Here is a 16,552-nt window from a genome sequence, read left to right on the forward strand (position 1 = left end):
AGCTCCAATAAAATGGAGCTGTAATTTTATATTTAGAATGAATTACCGAATTATTAATTTTCGAGTAGCTGAACTTTCTTTTTCATTTATTTTAATAATGTATACTCCCGGAGATAAATTAGAAACATTTAGTTCTCGTGAACTAAGCATTGTTTGTAGCACTTTTTTACCAAGCACATCAAATATTATGATTTCTTTATCAAGATCATTCTTAGTGGTAATGTAAACTTTGCCATTGCTCACAGGATTAGGGTACAAGCTTAAACCCTCAATAGTAGAGGCAGTTTCTTGTAGTTTTGGTTGCGGTTTACTGTCTTGAGCATAGGTGCTTGCAGAGAATAAAAAGACCAATATAAGTAGGGTATTAAAGTAGTTTTTCGCCATTCTTACTAATTTGATTTGTAAATATACAAAATATATTTCAAATAGTGTACCAAAAAAAATGCCTTTCACAATGAAAGGCATTTTGAGCACTAGTATTTTTTTTCTTTACAATCAATCGAAAACAAGGTAAAGCTGGGGTTCTTTTTTATCAAAACGAAATTTAGTTTTGTTGTATTGTAACCCATTTCCTTTGAGTTAGATCATACTTTGTTACATCATCAGGAAATTCAATAATGAATTGACCATTTGAATTTTTAGTATAAAAAGGGCTTAAATCTTCTCCGTTAATATATTTTTCAAAGAGCATGGTTGTTTTTTCCTTGAGCTCAGGAACAAGCATTTTCCATGTTCTGCATTTTTCCTCATATGTTTTTATGGTTCCATCCTCATTGTATGAAACTGATCCTAATGTGGCTACTTTTTTTAATTTTAAACTCGGTGCAATCTTTGTGATAGCGAAATAGGCCTTTTTATTTATAGTGTCAAAATAATAAAATAATAAATCACTAGCTTCACTTTTTTTCTTGTAATAGGAATTAAAAACAGTGTCAAATTTGGTTTCATGAGTAGCTTTTGGTGCTACATCATCATAATAACGTACAATAGAATACTTAAAATTGTTTTGCTCTGTTTTTGTTAAAAAATCATTAGGATTTGTTTTTTTAGTATTAGAAACACATCCGTAAAGAAGAAAAAAGATACCTAGAAATAAAATATTTTTCATTTTGAAATAGTTTTTATAATCAAAGAGCTTAATCTCATAACAAGATTAAGCCCTTTGTAAATGTAATTAAAAAAATTATTAGTAAACTTTAGCAATTGGGTTAAATTCAGCCCAACCGTCAGTCCAGTCAGTAGTACCAAAAGCACCTCTGTATGCAACTCTAGTAAAAAACGCATCAGCAAGTTTAGCGTTAGTGAAGGCCGCACCAGCTGTAAGCGCACCAGCAGTAACTCTAAAATCAGGGTTTGAAGCATAACCTGTACTTGTATTGTTACCAAAGAAAATATTAGTATTCAAACCTAAATCAAGGTAAACCGCTGCTAAATCAGTACTAGTATTTGTCTCATTTGTAGCGTTCCAAAGCGTTTGAATTGCAGCTGCATTAGCAGTCATTCCAGTTCCTGCTGAGAATGTAACTAATGGAGCACTCATGTAGTTGTTTAATAACACTCCTGTTCCAGTTGTGTAATTATCTACTACTGATTGCTGGTTCATACGCAAACCTCTTGGCATACCTACAAAAGCAGAGTTAGCAATTGTTAATGCAGTTCTTCTTCTTAAATCTAAAGCGTGTTGAAAATTACCGTTTATAGATTGTGTATTAGTAATTTTTGGTCCAATACCTGTAATGTTTGAGAAAACACCAGTAGTAATTAATGTAGTCAAGTTATCATTAGGTCCATTGTCAGTTTCAAAAATGTTAGATCCAGATTGATCTGCATAACTTCCGTAACGTACAGCCACTCCAAATTGAACTTTACCAGTAAAACCGAAATCAACATCAAAACAGTCATCCCACATAGCAAATGCTACTAAGTGTTTTGAATTTACAGATCCACCAAACCACTCAAAACCATCATCACCACCAAAAGATACTTGTGTATAATCCATTTGTGTTCCACTTCCTACACCACCTAATGTGATTGAGTTTGTTTCGTTATTAGGAGTTAATTCAATTCCTGCAAATTCAACTCTTACATACTTGAGAATACCTGAATTATCAGCATTGTTTGTTCCTCCAAAAATTACAGCAGGTGTAATTCCTTCAATAGCTGGATCTGGTTGGTTAACAGGTGCGTTACCTAATATTACTAATCCGCCCCAATCTCCTCTATCACGAGTTCCTGCAGGTTGTCCCGATGTAAAAACAATTGGCGCAGCTGCTGTTCCGTCAGCTATTATTTTACCTCCTCTGTCAATTACTAAAGTTCCTTTTGAAGCCTTGTCACCAAATATAACCGTTCCAGGCTCAATAGTTAAAACAGCTCCAGATCTTACAAATACTTGACCTTTGATAAGGTATTTTTTGTCTTTTGTAAGTGTTCTAGTAGCAAGATCTCCAGTCAATTCTACTGGTCCAGCAGGAGTTGCAGTAGGTGGTGTAACATCAACAACGATAGGGTTGTCATCATTGCTACAAGAGTTTAATGTAATGACAGCTGATAGTAAACTAGCCATTAAAATTAGATTTTTTTTCATTGTTTTTGTTTTTAATAATTTAGTTATAGTTGTTTAAAAATTATGCGTCACGTTAAGAGAGATTAGAGTTCCTCTTCTAAATACAGATGTTGCGTTGTCTATATTCTTTCTGATTTTCTCATCTCTGTTTGAATCTTCAAAGAATTGATATTTTGCATTTAATAAATCTTTAATTCCAAGTTTAAAAGTGGTTTTTTTAACTGTTTTTGAAAAAGTTAGATCTAAATTGTCTCTTGAAAGTTCATAAATTGTAGGGAAGTTTCTGTCACCAACAGAGAAGATACGGTCTCCAAAGCGGTTGTACGTTACGTTTGCAGAAAATCCAGTTTCATCAGCATAGCCTAAGGCTACGTTTACAATGTAAGGTGATTGTCCTTGAAGTGCACGCTCTTGATCTTGTGAGGTTACACCTGCTCCTAAATCAACTTTTGAAACGATGTATGATGCATTTACGTTAGCTGAAAGTCTACCTAAGTATAAATTGTCTGTCATTTCTTTGAAAGATTTTCTCAATTCTAGTTCAAGACCATAGTTGAATGCATTATCTGCATTAGCATAATTAAATTGAGGTTGCTCAGTAGTAATTTGCGTCACGTTTTCTATTGGTTGGTCAAATCTCTTGTAAAACGCACCTAAACTTACCGTTTCTCCCTTTGTTGGGTAAAATTCATAACGGAAATCTAAATTGTCAATTTTGGCTGTTTTTAATTGTGAGTTACCTACTCTAGCTGCTTCGTTCTTGTAATCATAAAACAAGAATGGTGCAATTTCTCTAAATTCTGGACGGTTAACTGTTTTGCTGTAGGCTAATCTTAATATCGATTTTTCACTAATGTTATAAGCAATATTCAAAGATGGCAATACAGATGTTACTGGATTTTTAATATTTTGTGGTCCAGCATCAGTGGTACTTTGTAATGATAAAATGTTATGTTCGACACGTACACCTCCAGTTAGATCAAATTTCTTTAATGGCAATTCTCCGTAGACATATCCTGCAGTTAAGAAATTATCTGCGCTGTATGAGTCAATAGATCGAGTACCTTCTCTCATAATCCATCCATTTGTAGCGTTTACATTTTCAGAATTAAAGATGGTAGTTAACGGTAGTTGCTTTAACTCATTGATACGATCTATTCCTAGGTCTGGTAAGTAGTAAGACACATATCTTGAGTCAAATGTTCTTTTTCTGTAGTCAACGTAGTAACCCGTTTTTAATTTAATGGTCCCTAATTCTTCATCGTTCTTAACTCTGTCTATAGTGTGCGTATAATTAGCGCCGTTATTAACAGAATATTCACTAAGTGTACCAAAATATCTTCCTGTATCAAATAAATTAGTAGATGAGGGATCGATCATTTCATAAGGTGCATCTGGATTAGAAGCATCTTTGATGGTTCTAAATCTTCTTAAATCTGGCTCAGATTCATACATATAATTCACACCAGTAACCCAGTCAATTGCATTATTGTCATTTAATTTATGATTACCTTCAAGTTGACCTATGTAGATTGATCTTGATTTATATCCTAACAAATAGTTTCTAAATAAATCATCTCCTCTTTGTAAAAAGTTGTTTCCATTACGAATGATGGTTTCATTCTCACCAATTTGATTTAAAAGGTTTTTAAACTTAATCGTGTTATTGCTATTAAGTTTCAAAATCCAGTTAGAAAGGAATGTTATTCTAGATTCATTTTGGTAGGTATCATCTAAGAAGTTTAACCAAAGTGGTGGTCTACTTTCACCTTCGTTTAAGGTAGTGTAGCGTGTAAATTGTCTTTGAAAAGTTTGAAAACTATTAGCGTAACTTAATGAGTTTATAGATTGTAAACTCATTCCGTTTGCAAATTTTTTATTTCTACCAAAAGCAAACCCTACACTATTATCTAAAAAAGCAGTGCTTTGTGTTGGATTAAAATTGTTTTGAAGCTTTGTGTTAGAAGCTACAACACCTACTTGAGGGTATGTATTAATCAAAGCTGCAGATGGGAATGTGCTAGGAAGCGTTCTAAATTCGTAATCAAACCCTAAAAAGTCAGTTTTAGAACCTTCTGTTTGAAATTGATCTTGAAAAGAGGTATCCATTCTATATCCAAAACCGACAGATGCTCTGTTGAATTCTGTTATGTTTTCTGATGTTGTAATGTTGATGATACCTCCAGAAAAATCTCCTGGTTTATCTGCAGATCCTGTTTTATAAATTACCATCTTGTCAATTGCACTTGATGGAATTAAATCAAAAGCAAAAGTTCTACGATCAACCTCAGTACTAGGAGCAACTGAATTGTTTATAAGTACATTGTTGTAACGCTCACTAAGTCCGCGTATCATGATAAACTTCCCATCAACAATGGTAACTCCTGGAACTCTCTGTATAGCCTGTGCAGCATTACTATCTGTTCCTTTAGAGATTTGTTCTGAAGAGATAGCACTCACAACTTGTTTTGCTTCTTTTATTTCGACCATTACAGCCGTCTCAGTATTCTTTTTTCTGGTGTTTTTTATTACAACATCTTGCAAAGTAAATCCGGCGGAGCCTAATGCTTGATCTACAGTTATAGTTTCATCTGCTGTAACAGTTACTGGAACCTCTATAGATTCATAACCTACAAAGCTGAATTGTACAATGTAATTACCTGCTGCTACAGAAATCGAGTATTTTCCATCAAGATCAGTGTTTGTTCCAATTGTTGTTCCTTTAACTAGGACATTTGCAAATGGCAATGATTGGTTGTTAACATTTTTATCTGTTACGGTACCGGCTATCGTTCCTTTATTCTGAGAATGAGTTATAGCTGTTAGTAATAAAGTTAAAAATAGTAATTTGAATTTCATTTGATTTATTTTTTTTGCAAAGTAACACCTGAATTGTAAAATGTAAGTTACTGGCTTGTTATGGTTATGTTTTGTTTTTGGTTATAAAATCATTCCAATATTAAATTATGGTTAACACCTTTTGAATACCTCATTTATTATTACATTTACAATTCAAAAACAATTTTTGGCGCTTTATGAAGAAAAAAAACACAAAGATTCTATTAGTAGATGATGAACCGGATATTCTGGAAATTGTGGGGTATAACCTCTCTCAAGAGGGGTATCAAATCGTTACAGCCGCAAATGGGAAAGAGGCAGTGGCAAAAGCTAAAAAAGAAATGCCGGACCTTATTATAATGGATGTTATGATGCCGGAAATGGATGGTATGGAAGCTTGCGAAAACATCAGAAAGATTCCAGAACTTAGCAATGTGCTCATCGCCTTTTTGACAGCCAGAAGCGAAGATTATTCCCAAGTTGCAGGCTTTGACGCTGGTGCAGATGATTACATCACAAAGCCAATTAAGCCTAAATTATTAGTCAGTAAAGTAAAAGCCTTACTGCGCCGATTAAAAGAAAAGGAACAAAACAGCGAAACACTTAATGTAGGTGGTATCGAAATAAATCGCGAAGAATATAAAATTGTAAAAGATAATATCGAAATAGCATTACCTAGAAAAGAATTTGAATTGTTCTACCTACTGGCATCAAAACCAGGAAAAGTCTTCAAACGAGATGAAATTTTGGACAAAGTCTGGGGTAATGAAGTAGTGGTTGGCGGAAGAACTATTGACGTTCACATCAGAAAATTGAGAGAAAAAATTGGAGAAGAATTATTTAAAACAATAAAAGGGGTTGGTTATAAGTTTGAAGTATAAATGACAATAAATTTTAAAAAAACATATCGTTTTGCTGTAAAGTCAGCACTTTACATTACTCTTTTTTCTACAGGATTAGTTGGTTTTCTCACCTATTTATTTTTTACTTTTTCTTATCGTTTTTGTTTGATTTTTGCCATAGCAATTGGAGCATTTTCATTTCTGGTTATACAGTATAGAGTGGAACGCTTTATTTATAAAAAAGTAAAAAAGATATACGATGACGTTTCTTTATTAGAGTCAAGTACTTTTAGAAACCAACCCATTACCACAGATATGGCAACACTAACACGTGAAGTCAAAAAGTTTGCCACTGATAAAAAGTTAGAAATCGAAACTTTAAAAGTTCGTGAAGAATACCGACGAGAGTTTTTGGGCAATGTTTCTCACGAACTCAAAACACCACTTTTTATGGTACAAGGTTATTTGTCAACCTTGCTTGACGGTGCCATGAGCGATAAAACAATCCGAAAAAAATATTTAGAACGTGCCGAAAAAGGAGTAGAGAGACTTATTTATATCGTACAGGACTTAGATATGATTTCTAAACTCGAAATTGGCGATTTAAACTTGGAAATTGCAGAATTTGACATTGTTAAGTTAGTTCAAAATGTCTTTGATTTGCTCGAAATGAAAGCTTCCAAGAAAGACATTTTGTTGATGTTTGACATGAAATACAACAAACCAATTATGGTTGTTGGGGATCAGGAAAAAATCCAGCAAGTAGTGATGAATTTGATTGTAAACTCCATTAAATACGGTAAGTTTAAAGGTTCAACTGAAGTTAGTATTGAAGATTTAACAGATAAAAAAGTTATCGTTAGAGTAACGGATAATGGAGAAGGAATTGAGAAAAAAAATATCCCTAGACTTTTTGAACGTTTTTATCGAGTTGATAAAAGTGGTGCAAGAACTGAAGGGGGTTCTGGTTTGGGATTATCCATTGTAAAACATATTATTGAAGCTCATGAGGAGAAAATTTTTGTTGATAGCACGTTTGGCGTAGGATCTGAATTTTCTTTTACGCTTGAAAAAACAAATAAAAGTTAAAAAAAACGAATAAAATAAATATTAAAATAGTTTAAAAACCGATTGTTACAAATCGGTTTTTTTTATTTCTGGGATTTAAAGTTTGATTATTTTTGAAAAACTTCAAATAAATTTGCCCATTCAATTTTAGAATCTAATCGAGGCAAACCTTTATAATCGTGAATTTGCTCAATGTTTTCCATTTTAAAGTCATCTTGCGTAGCATAAGGAATCAAGCCTTCTTTTTTTAGCTTTTTAGCTAAATATTCTTGTTCATATTGACCAGGAGTAGGTATAAAAAAAGCTTTTTTTCTCAATTGTGCTAAATCCATGATTGTAGTGTAACCGGAACGGCAAAGGACCATTTCACTTTCGTTAAAAGCTTGTTCCAGCTCAGTTGAGTTCATAAAGTTGTAATACGTCACATTTTGCATTGTAGTTATTTTTTGTACCTTTTCGATATTTCCCTCAATGAAAATCGCATTGCCCTTGTAGGAAGCAATTTCTTTTTTTAAATGTTTTTCTAACATACCGCGTTGTGGTTCAGGACCGGAGAGAATTACCAATAAGTCATATTTTTTTGGCAATAGTTTCTTATGTAGTCTGCTCAAAGGACCAATATATTTTATCTTAAGATTTGGATTGTCAACATGACCGAGCTTACCGGTTAGGTTTAGTGTTCCCGCAAGATCTGGAACCCAACATTCTGTATACTTTTTTATAATGTATTGATGCATTTTACTGGTTATCCAAGTTGTATTTCCAGTCATCACATTCAATTGATGGGTGATAAACACTGATGGGATTTTCTTGCTGAAAACCCCTAGTCTATTATCTGAAATAATACCTTCAATTGCATATTTTTCGATCCAAGATTTAATTATTTTTTTTTCTTCCAAAATAGCTCGGATCATTTTTGGACCATTCTGTATTAATTTCCATTTAAAATTGGCGCCATTTTTAGCATATTCAATTTCATAGGATGGTAGTTCTAGTGTTTGTAGATTTTGAAACTCTTTTCGTAGTAATTCTAGTGCTATGCCATCAGAGGCAATTATCGGGATGTAGTTGTTTTCTTGTAAAGCCTTGATGATTGGTATGCATCGGGTGGCATGGCCTAAACCCCAGTTTAAAGGTGCAATCAAAATAGTTTTAGGAGCGGTTTTTATATCCATTTCTAATTGTATCAAATGTTTTTTATAGTTTAAAGGTACATAAATTAAGGCCTTTTTAATATTTGTAAAATATTACTAAACTATTAAGTTATTAAATAGTATTTTAGAATGAGCCAATGTCTAAAACAAAGAAAGGCTATCTTTTTAGATAGCCCTTACCATATTTTTTTCAGTTAAAATTATTCTTGTATGTAGGTTTTATTTCCGTTTGCGTTAATGTAATATTTTCCTCCTCGAGGACCAGTATATACTTTTTTACCATTGTATTCTCCTGTAATCTTGTCAGCTACTTTAGGTGCTTTTTCGTTAGTTTCCTTGATTTTTTTTATTGATTTTGTACTAGAAGCTTTTTCTTTTACAGTTGTTTTTGCAGATGATGCTTTGCTTTTTGCAGTTTCTGCTTTTTCTGTACCAGTTTTTTTAGACGCCGTTGCTTTTTCTTTAGTTATTGCTGCTTTATCTTTTGAAGTTTCAGCTTTATTTTGAACTACTTTATCTTTTGCAGTTTTCGCTTTTTCTTTGGCTGTAGCCGCTTTTTCTTTTGCCGTCTCGGCTTTCTCTTTAGCTGTTTTTTTAGCTGTAGCCGCCTTATCTTTAGTCGCTTCAGCATTATTTTTCGTTGCTTTTTCTTTTGCAGTTTCGGCTTTCTCTTTGGCTGCTTTTTTAGAGGCAGCTGCTTTTTCTTTGGCTGTAGCGGCCTTATCTTTTGCTGCTTCGGCTTTTTCTTTTTTGGCTTTCGCTAATTTTTCAGTTTTAGCTTTTGCTGCTTTCTTTTCAGCTGCAGTTTCTTGTGCTTGTAAGTTTCCTGACAAAATAATTACAAAACATAACAACAGTAATTTTTTCATAATGATTTGATTTTGAATTTTATACTTTAAAAATAATGAAAAATAATCACATTTAGAATGTCGTTTAATAAAATTATTCTAAATCAAACAATTAAAAATATGCTCTTAATTGAACATTTCCGGTATGAATGGCTTGGCTAATTTCACTTTTTCGTCCTTGATAATTAAAATTAATATCTAAAAACTGTGTGATGTTTTTTTGTAAAAGCAATCTCCAAGTCAAGTTCTGTCCAGTTTGTAATCCCTCAAGCATTTGAAAACCTATCGAAGAAAATTCATTTCCATCAAATTTATTTTGGTAAAAAGAGACTTCTCCATTCAGCGTTATTTTTTTATCACTGGCATAGGAAAAAGAAGTTCCAAAGCGGTTTTGTAATAATGTTTCGAAAACCCCAATTTGGTTTCTTTTGCTTTGTAATTCATAAAAAAGATCCCAGCTGGTACTTTTTGAGAATATATAACTGATTTTTGGTGCGAGTTGATACCCATCTATAGCATAGTTTTTTTCTGGAAAATTTTCAGATAGAACAGTTGTCTGGATTGTTTTGGCAAAAAAACCGAACAGCCAGCTTTTTTGGTATAAATGTCCATATTGCAATTGATGGGAGCTGTTTGTTGCTTCCTGCGAACCTATCGACAACAAGTTTTTCGTTTTATTTTGGAGATACGAATAAGTTACGGAATGGCTTTGTTTTCCGCGATTGTAAAACAAGCTATTTCTTAAACTGGAATTTAATCCAAGCACATTCTCATTAGAACGGCTAAACGGGTTTAATTCAAAATTATCTCCATTACTTAACGTTTTCCGGTCGATTATAAAAGCGGTTTGGTTGTAGAAATAGGAAAGCAATTTCTTGATTCCTGTTTCATTTTGCCATTGATTTGGGTTTAAAGTAACGGATTGTGAGAACTTATTTTGATGTGTTTTAATGTAAATCCGATTGGGCAAAAATACCCGGATAAATTTTGCCTGATCGATAAAAGGAGCAACTTCAAATTCCTGTAATTCTTGAACTCCATTCTCGTTATAATCATTCCAAGTATATACTCCCTGGCCTGCGGGAACCTCTAGATACGTAAATTCCTGTTGTGGAATACTTCCTGAATTTGTTTCGTAAACCGTTGTGCTTTGGATTAATTGATTAAGAAAACGGTCCGTGTACACGATTCTGGAATTTAATGTAGGTTCTTTTTTTCTTGTGGCGTCTTCAAATTCTAAGACTCTGTAATTAGCAAAAAGTGACAAATCACTTTTATTGTTTTGAATTAATTTTGATTTTAGTATAAAAGTCTGGGAGGAATTTACACGCTGAATCAGCCTCTCGACACCTCTGGATTGTATGCTGTCATTGGTTCTTCTAAGATAACCCAATTCTACAAAAACCTTAGTACTGTCGCCTCTTCCAGTATACAAACCATACTCTGTAAATTTTTGGCTCAAAGCCGTAAACTGATTGTTCGTTTTGTCTTTTTCCTTATTGTCTTCTAATCGCAAGCTGGAACCAACCCAGTTTTTATCAAAATGAAAACGCATTTGGGATTGGTTTCTTACAAATTTAGATGATAAAATAGTACCGTCACTGTTTAATAAACTGCCTTGGTTTTGAAAAGTCCAATTTTTTATTCGGAACAAACCATTTAAAACATGCCTGCTTCCTGAAAAATTTTCGGAGAAATCTAGTTTTTCAAACTGATACAACAGCAATCCTTTATTGGTTGATTTTGGTTTTGGATTTAAATCTAATTGCAATCCGGAAACTAGAAGACTTTGATTTCCAATTCCTGCGGTTCCTAAATTCCAATCTCTGTCAAATTCTATATTGTACAGTCGTTCCACGGATCTGAAATCTTTCTGAATAAATTGATAATTGGTGAAAGCATCCATCTGCCATCTTTTTGAAAAAACACGTTGTTTGGCATTTATTTTTCCGGCTAAGCCTTTATTGTTGGTATCATCAATGGATGAAAATAAATTTTGATCATTGTTGCTAAGACCAATTTCAAAATCGACAGCCGTTTTTTCTGTGGGTTTATATTTTCCTAAAAAGGTGGCTACTTGAACTTTTGTTGGCGCAATAAGCTGAATTATGGGTTCGTAATTTCCTTGAGGTATACCGTTTATTGGCTCTACATATTCATAAACTCGTGAAATGGTAGCCGAATTGGTTACAATATAATTCCCATTATTGGTTCCGACCAAAGTGAATCTCACGTTAAATAATTCCTGTTGCGGATCATTCGAATATTCAAAAATTTCTATGGCATTAACGAGTGTTTTTCGATACAGTACTTTGTTTTCAGAGTAGGTGTCTGAATAGGCGGATGGTGCGGTCATCAAACTTGGATTGTCTCCGGCATTGACTAATGTTTGGGCTTGTTCCTGTGACAAATTTTGTTGCAACGGTTGGTTTTTCAGGTCGTTTTCCGAATATAAATAACCTCCAAAACTCCATTTTTCATTTTCATGTGTAGCCCCGGCATACGTTACAAAACGAGTATAATTCCTGTCGGAGTATTGATATTCTATGGCTATACGCATTTCGGAAGTGATAGTAAAAAGCGGCGTAAAAACAATTTCACCCGCATTGTAATCTATCGTATAATCGTTATTTTCTCCACGTTTCAGTAAAATCCCATTGACATAAACGCGCTCTGAACCTGAGACAACTAGAACATATAATTCTCCATTTTTTCCTATTAATTTATAAGGACCTTGATTTCCTTCTTGACCCACAAAATTACTTTTAGCATATTGTCCTCTAACGAGTGCTACAGATGCAAATACATTTGTTTTATTTTGTTCGGTTCCAAAGTTGAAATTAGTTGCGAGTCCTTGTACTTTTTTATTGAAATTTAAGAACTGGGTTTTACTGTTTTCCAGAAAAATATCTCCTGCACGAATAGTCCATTCGTCGCTGAATAATTCCATAAAAACATTGTCAAACTGATCTAGTTTTTGAGAATAGCCGCCGTCTTGCAATGGAATATTACTATCTTGTATGGAAGCTCTCAAACTTACTTTTTCGGAAATTTTTCCAGTGATTTGTAAATCTAAATTAGAGTTCAATACCGCATTTTGATTGTTTCCTATCGTCAAGCCTCGCGTAATGCTTCCAGAAGTATTCAATCCGTCAAAAGGAACATTTTTGTTTATTTTTTTCTCTTCAATTTTATATAAATTCCCGGTTCCGGCTTCATTGCTAACGACTCTGCTGGAATCATAAATGCGGTATTCTTTTGTTAATATTTCAGGAAATTTTAGGTATTGTACGGTAAGTGAGTCGGAGCCAAAAACGTTATTTTCTTTTAAAACTAATGTGCCTTTTTCGAAATTTATTTTAAATAAAGAACTGTCAATTTGTTTGCCATTTGTATCTAACAATTTGAAAAAGCTTGAATTAATACTTTCTTTTTCGATGTAAATCGTGTCTCTGGAAGGAAGGATTTTTTTGGTTTTGTACAGCAAATTTATTTCCTGAGCATGGAGCCCAGAAAAACAGCTTATTACAATCCAAAAAAGTAATTTTTTCAACATAAATATATAACTCGAAAGTACCAAAAGTAGTATTTATAATTTGATATTTTGAGAATGTTCCTCTCAGAAAATAGGAGACTCGATAAATCGATATTTCTGTTTTAGAGTTCTTGATTGTATGTTTTTGTATAATAAAAAATGGGAATCAAAATTTAATTTTGATTCCCATTACAATATTGTTGATAGAGTTTTTAAACTTCTTTAGTGATCACTTGCATGGTTTCACGGCTTACTTGTTTCAATAAAACAACTTTATTTTCTTCAACAGTCTGGGCTGCCTTATCATTAAAATGTCGGATCGTATATAAGGTTACATTTTCGTCAAATTCAACTTTAAATTTTTTAGATAAAATAGCATTCAACGCTTTAAAATTGTCAAATTTATCCTCTACACATACAGAAAAACTAATGGCAGAATTCTGAATTAAGTTTACCTTTATTTTGAATTGGTGAAATAACGCAAAAATTTCGCTGATGTTTTCTTCCATGATAAAAGAGAAATCTATTGATGAAAGCGAAATCAAAAGCTGGTTTCTTTTGACAATAAAGCAAGGTAAATACGGCTCTAAATCGACACCTTTAGAAACACTTGTGCCTTTTAACAATGGATTTATAAATGATTTTACAAACAAAGGAATTTCCTTTTTTTGTAATGGTTGTAATGTTTTAGGATGAATAACCGTAGCGCCGTAAAAAGCTAATTCAATGGCTTCGCGATACGATATTTGATTTAATAAACTGGCATTTTCAAAATATCTTGGATCGGCATTCATTACTCCAGGAACATCTTTCCAGATGGTTACGCTTTCGGCATTTAAGCAATATGCGAAAATTGCAGCTGTATAATCAGAACCTTCACGTCCTAAAGTGGTGGTGAAATTATTCTCATCAGAACCCAAGAAACCTTGTGTAATATTTAAGATTTTTCGTTTTACGTTTTTGGCAATATTTTTCTGTGTCAATTCCCAGTCTACTTCTGCATCTCTATAATTTGCATCTGTTTTTATGAAATTGCGAACATCCAGCCATTGTGTTTTTATTCCCATGAAATTCATGAAATGACTAAGAATAGTTGTCGAAATTAATTCACCGTAACTTACAATTTGGTCGTAAACAAAATTATAATTTGGAGATTTATTATGTGCTAAGAAATATTCTAAATCAGCAAATTGAGTATTTACAGCTGCAAAAACTTCGTTTTTGTCATCTTCAAATAAATCCATCAAAATTTGATTGTGGTATTTTTTTACTTCTTGGACAGATGAATTTAACTCGGCTGATTTGTCGAAATAGTTTTTTATGACAAGTTCCAATGCATTGGTCGTTTTCCCCATTGCAGAAACCACTAACAAAACATCTTCGTAACCCACTTTTTGTAAAACGTCATATACGTTTTTAATTCCTGCGGCATCTTTTACAGAAGCTCCTCCAAATTTGAATACTCTCATATTTTTAAACAAAAATTATTCTTTAATTTATTTCAATTTATTCTCCACAAAATGGTTGATTCCTATTTCATCCATTTGTACGACATACCAATCTCTAAGTATTTTTGCGCCTGATTTTTCATAAAAATCTATTGCTGGAGTATTCCAGTCCAATACATTCCATTCCACTCTTCGAACTTGATCTTTTTTACCCTGTTTTATAATTTCAGAATATAAAGCATATCCAAGTCCGGTTCCACGCATTTTATCTTTTACCACTAAATCTTCTAAATGAATTGTTTTTCCTTTCCAAGTTGAAAAACGGTAATACCACAATGCGATACCCACGATTTGCTTCGCCTGTTCGCTATCGCTCGAGTCATCTTCCACTTCGGCAACAAAAACATGAAATAGAGGAACAGGGCCAAAACCATCGCGAATTAAATCGTCTACAGTTACAAGAACTGCATCTGGCTCCTTTTCAAATTCAGCCAACTCTTGGATAAGACCTAAAACAGCTTGCATATCTTGCGGGTTTCCTCTTCTTATATTCATAAATTTTTATTTTAATGATTCAAAAACGCAATAAAACAGCACTTTTACGTATTTATTTTGTGTTTTATTCAGCAAATATACAATACTGTCAAACTAAATAAATAGTATTCAAATTGTTTTCACAAAAAAAACGATATTTGTGACTTCAAATTAACTACATCGATTTCGTAATGGAAGAACGCAACAAAACACTAGGAGAATTTATCATTGAAAATCAAAATGCTTTTCAATATTCGTCAGGCGAATTATCCCGAATTATTAACTCCATCCGTTTGGCCGCTAAAGTGGTCAATTATAAAGTAAACAAAGCAGGATTAGTTGATATTGTAGGTGCTGCCGGAGAACAAAATATACAAGGTGAAGATCAACAAAAACTGGACGTGTATGCTAATGAGGTTTTTATTCAAACTTTAATCAATCGCGAAATAGTATGTGGTATAGCCTCTGAAGAAAATGATGATTTTATCACCGTAGAAGGTAGTGATAACAGTCATAATAACAAGTACGTAGTTTTGATGGATCCTCTTGATGGCTCATCAAATATCGATGTAAATGTTTCGGTTGGAACTATATTTTCGGTTTATAGAAGAGTTACTCCTATAGGCACTCCAGTAACCATTGAAGATTTTTTGCAGCCGGGAATCAATCAAGTTGCGGCCGGATATGTTATTTATGGTACCTCGACAATGTTAGTGTATACTACAGGACATGGAGTAAATGGATTTACGCTTAATCCGGCTATTGGAACCTTTTATTTATCACATCCAAAAATGCAATTCCCAACAGACGGTCATATTTATTCGATCAATGAAGGGAATTATGTTCATTTTCCGCAAGGAGTAAAAGATTACATAAAATATTGTCAGTTAGAAGAAGGTGACAGACCATATACTTCAAGATATATTGGAAGTTTAGTCTCAGATATTCATAGAAATATGATTAAAGGCGGAATTTATTTATACCCTACGAGTTCTAAAGCACCAAAAGGGAAATTACGATTGTTGTACGAATGCAATCCGTTAGCTTTTATTGCTGAACAAGCCGGAGGAAAAGCTTCGGATGGATTTAACAGAATCATGGAAATTGAACCGACAGAATTGCATGAAAGAGTGTCGTTCTTTTGCGGAAGCTATAATATGGTCGAAAAAGCAGAAGAATTTATGTATAAAGCAAAATTAAGCAAATACTAAAATTCAGATTTATAAAAAAAGCTCCCAGATTTTGGGAGCTTTTTTAGTATGCTTTGTAATTACTTATTCATATTTTGCATTTCGAAAAGGAAAGTATCTAAATCTACTTCTTTATCTGCTAATTTAAGAGATTTGTGTACAATGTAGTTCACGTTTTCAGCATTAAAGCCTAGTGCTACTCCAATTTTTCTTAGTAATGATTCTTGGCTGTCACCTAACTGATGATCTACATGAACCATTCTTGCTAAATCAAACAAACGCTCCAGTCTTTGCTCATGTAAATAAGGAGGGTTAATTGGATATTTTAAAGGATTTTCTAAAATTTCTTCATATTCTGCTGGAGAAATTTCTAATCGAACGGCCAGTTTGTCTAGAAACAGTTTCTCTTCCGGAGCAAACTTATCGTCAGAAAGTGCTACACGAACAATAGCTGAAAAATGACCTTTATTTCTTTGTTTGAATTCGCTATCAAATAAATCTGAAAATGACATAATTATTGTTTTTTTAT

At 33.2% G+C, this 16,552-nt stretch carries 13 protein-coding genes; 3 read left to right on the plus strand and 10 right to left on the minus strand.

Translation table 11 applies throughout. The features are described 5' to 3' along the window. Window positions 1–42: 42 nt before the first annotated feature. From DFR66_RS04525 to DFR66_RS04540, 4 genes are all read right to left on the minus strand, one after another. A complete protein-coding gene (locus DFR66_RS04525; protein ID WP_114753708.1) occupies window positions 43–384 on the minus strand; it encodes a T9SS type A sorting domain-containing protein in 342 nt (113 codons plus the stop codon). A gap of 160 nt (window positions 385–544) precedes the next feature. Beyond that, window positions 545–1,108, minus strand: coding sequence for a hypothetical protein (locus DFR66_RS04530; protein ID WP_114753652.1), 564 nt, complete (start codon window positions 1,106–1,108; stop codon window positions 545–547). Window positions 1,109–1,186: 78 nt separating this feature from the next. Continuing rightward, complete coding sequence (locus DFR66_RS04535) at window positions 1,187–2,587, minus strand: hypothetical protein (RefSeq protein WP_114753653.1); 1,401 nt, start codon at window positions 2,585–2,587, stop codon at window positions 1,187–1,189. Between the two features lie 33 nt (window positions 2,588–2,620). Beyond that, on the minus strand, window positions 2,621–5,425 hold the full coding sequence (locus DFR66_RS04540) for a TonB-dependent receptor (RefSeq protein WP_114753654.1): 2,805 nt from the start codon (window positions 5,423–5,425) through the stop codon (window positions 2,621–2,623). Between the two features lie 176 nt (window positions 5,426–5,601). Here DFR66_RS04540 and DFR66_RS04545 point away from each other — a divergent pair, with 176 nt between their 5' ends. Further along, the gene (locus DFR66_RS04545) at window positions 5,602–6,285 is read left to right on the plus strand and encodes a response regulator transcription factor (RefSeq protein ID WP_114753655.1); all 684 of its coding nucleotides are present in this window, start codon (window positions 5,602–5,604) and stop codon (window positions 6,283–6,285) included. Beyond that, on the plus strand, window positions 6,286–7,335 hold the full coding sequence (locus DFR66_RS04550; RefSeq protein ID WP_114753656.1) for a sensor histidine kinase: 1,050 nt from the start codon (window positions 6,286–6,288) through the stop codon (window positions 7,333–7,335). 86 nt (window positions 7,336–7,421) lie between these two features. Here the strand turns inward: DFR66_RS04550 and DFR66_RS04555 are convergent, their stop codons facing one another. The 5 genes from DFR66_RS04555 to DFR66_RS04575 all read right to left on the minus strand — a co-directional run bounded on the left by DFR66_RS04555 (window position 7,422) and on the right by DFR66_RS04575 (window position 14,854). Further along, entirely contained in the window at window positions 7,422–8,489 is a 1,068-nt protein-coding gene (locus tag DFR66_RS04555; protein WP_114753657.1) for a glycosyltransferase, read from the minus strand. A 179-nt stretch (window positions 8,490–8,668) separates the two neighbouring features. Then, window positions 8,669–9,337, minus strand: a complete 669-nt coding sequence (locus DFR66_RS04560) for a hypothetical protein (RefSeq protein ID WP_114753658.1) — start codon at window positions 9,335–9,337, stop codon at window positions 8,669–8,671. A 91-nt stretch (window positions 9,338–9,428) separates the two neighbouring features. Next, on the minus strand, window positions 9,429–12,872 hold the full coding sequence (locus DFR66_RS04565; protein WP_114753659.1) for a hypothetical protein: 3,444 nt from the start codon (window positions 12,870–12,872) through the stop codon (window positions 9,429–9,431). 191 nt (window positions 12,873–13,063) lie between these two features. Further along, window positions 13,064–14,320 carry an aspartate kinase gene (locus DFR66_RS04570; protein ID WP_114753660.1) on the minus strand — a complete coding sequence of 419 codons (1,257 nt, stop codon included), beginning with the start codon at window positions 14,318–14,320 and terminating at the stop codon, window positions 13,064–13,066. A gap of 27 nt (window positions 14,321–14,347) precedes the next feature. Next, window positions 14,348–14,854 carry a GNAT family N-acetyltransferase gene (locus tag DFR66_RS04575; protein WP_114753661.1) on the minus strand — a complete coding sequence of 169 codons (507 nt, stop codon included), beginning with the start codon at window positions 14,852–14,854 and terminating at the stop codon, window positions 14,348–14,350. A gap of 170 nt (window positions 14,855–15,024) precedes the next feature. Between DFR66_RS04575 and fbp the strand changes: the two genes are divergently transcribed. Further along, on the plus strand, window positions 15,025–16,044 hold the full coding sequence (fbp, locus tag DFR66_RS04580) for a class 1 fructose-bisphosphatase (protein ID WP_114753662.1): 1,020 nt from the start codon (window positions 15,025–15,027) through the stop codon (window positions 16,042–16,044). A gap of 59 nt (window positions 16,045–16,103) precedes the next feature. Here the strand turns inward: fbp and DFR66_RS04585 are convergent, their stop codons facing one another. After that, window positions 16,104–16,535 (minus strand): tellurite resistance TerB family protein, encoded by a 432-nt coding sequence (locus DFR66_RS04585; protein WP_114753663.1) that lies wholly within the window; start codon window positions 16,533–16,535, stop codon window positions 16,104–16,106. Between the last annotated feature and the right edge of the window lie 17 nt (window positions 16,536–16,552).

Source organism: Flavobacterium glaciei, from assembly GCF_003350545.1.
GTDB classification, from domain to species: domain Bacteria; phylum Bacteroidota; class Bacteroidia; order Flavobacteriales; family Flavobacteriaceae; genus Flavobacterium; species Flavobacterium glaciei.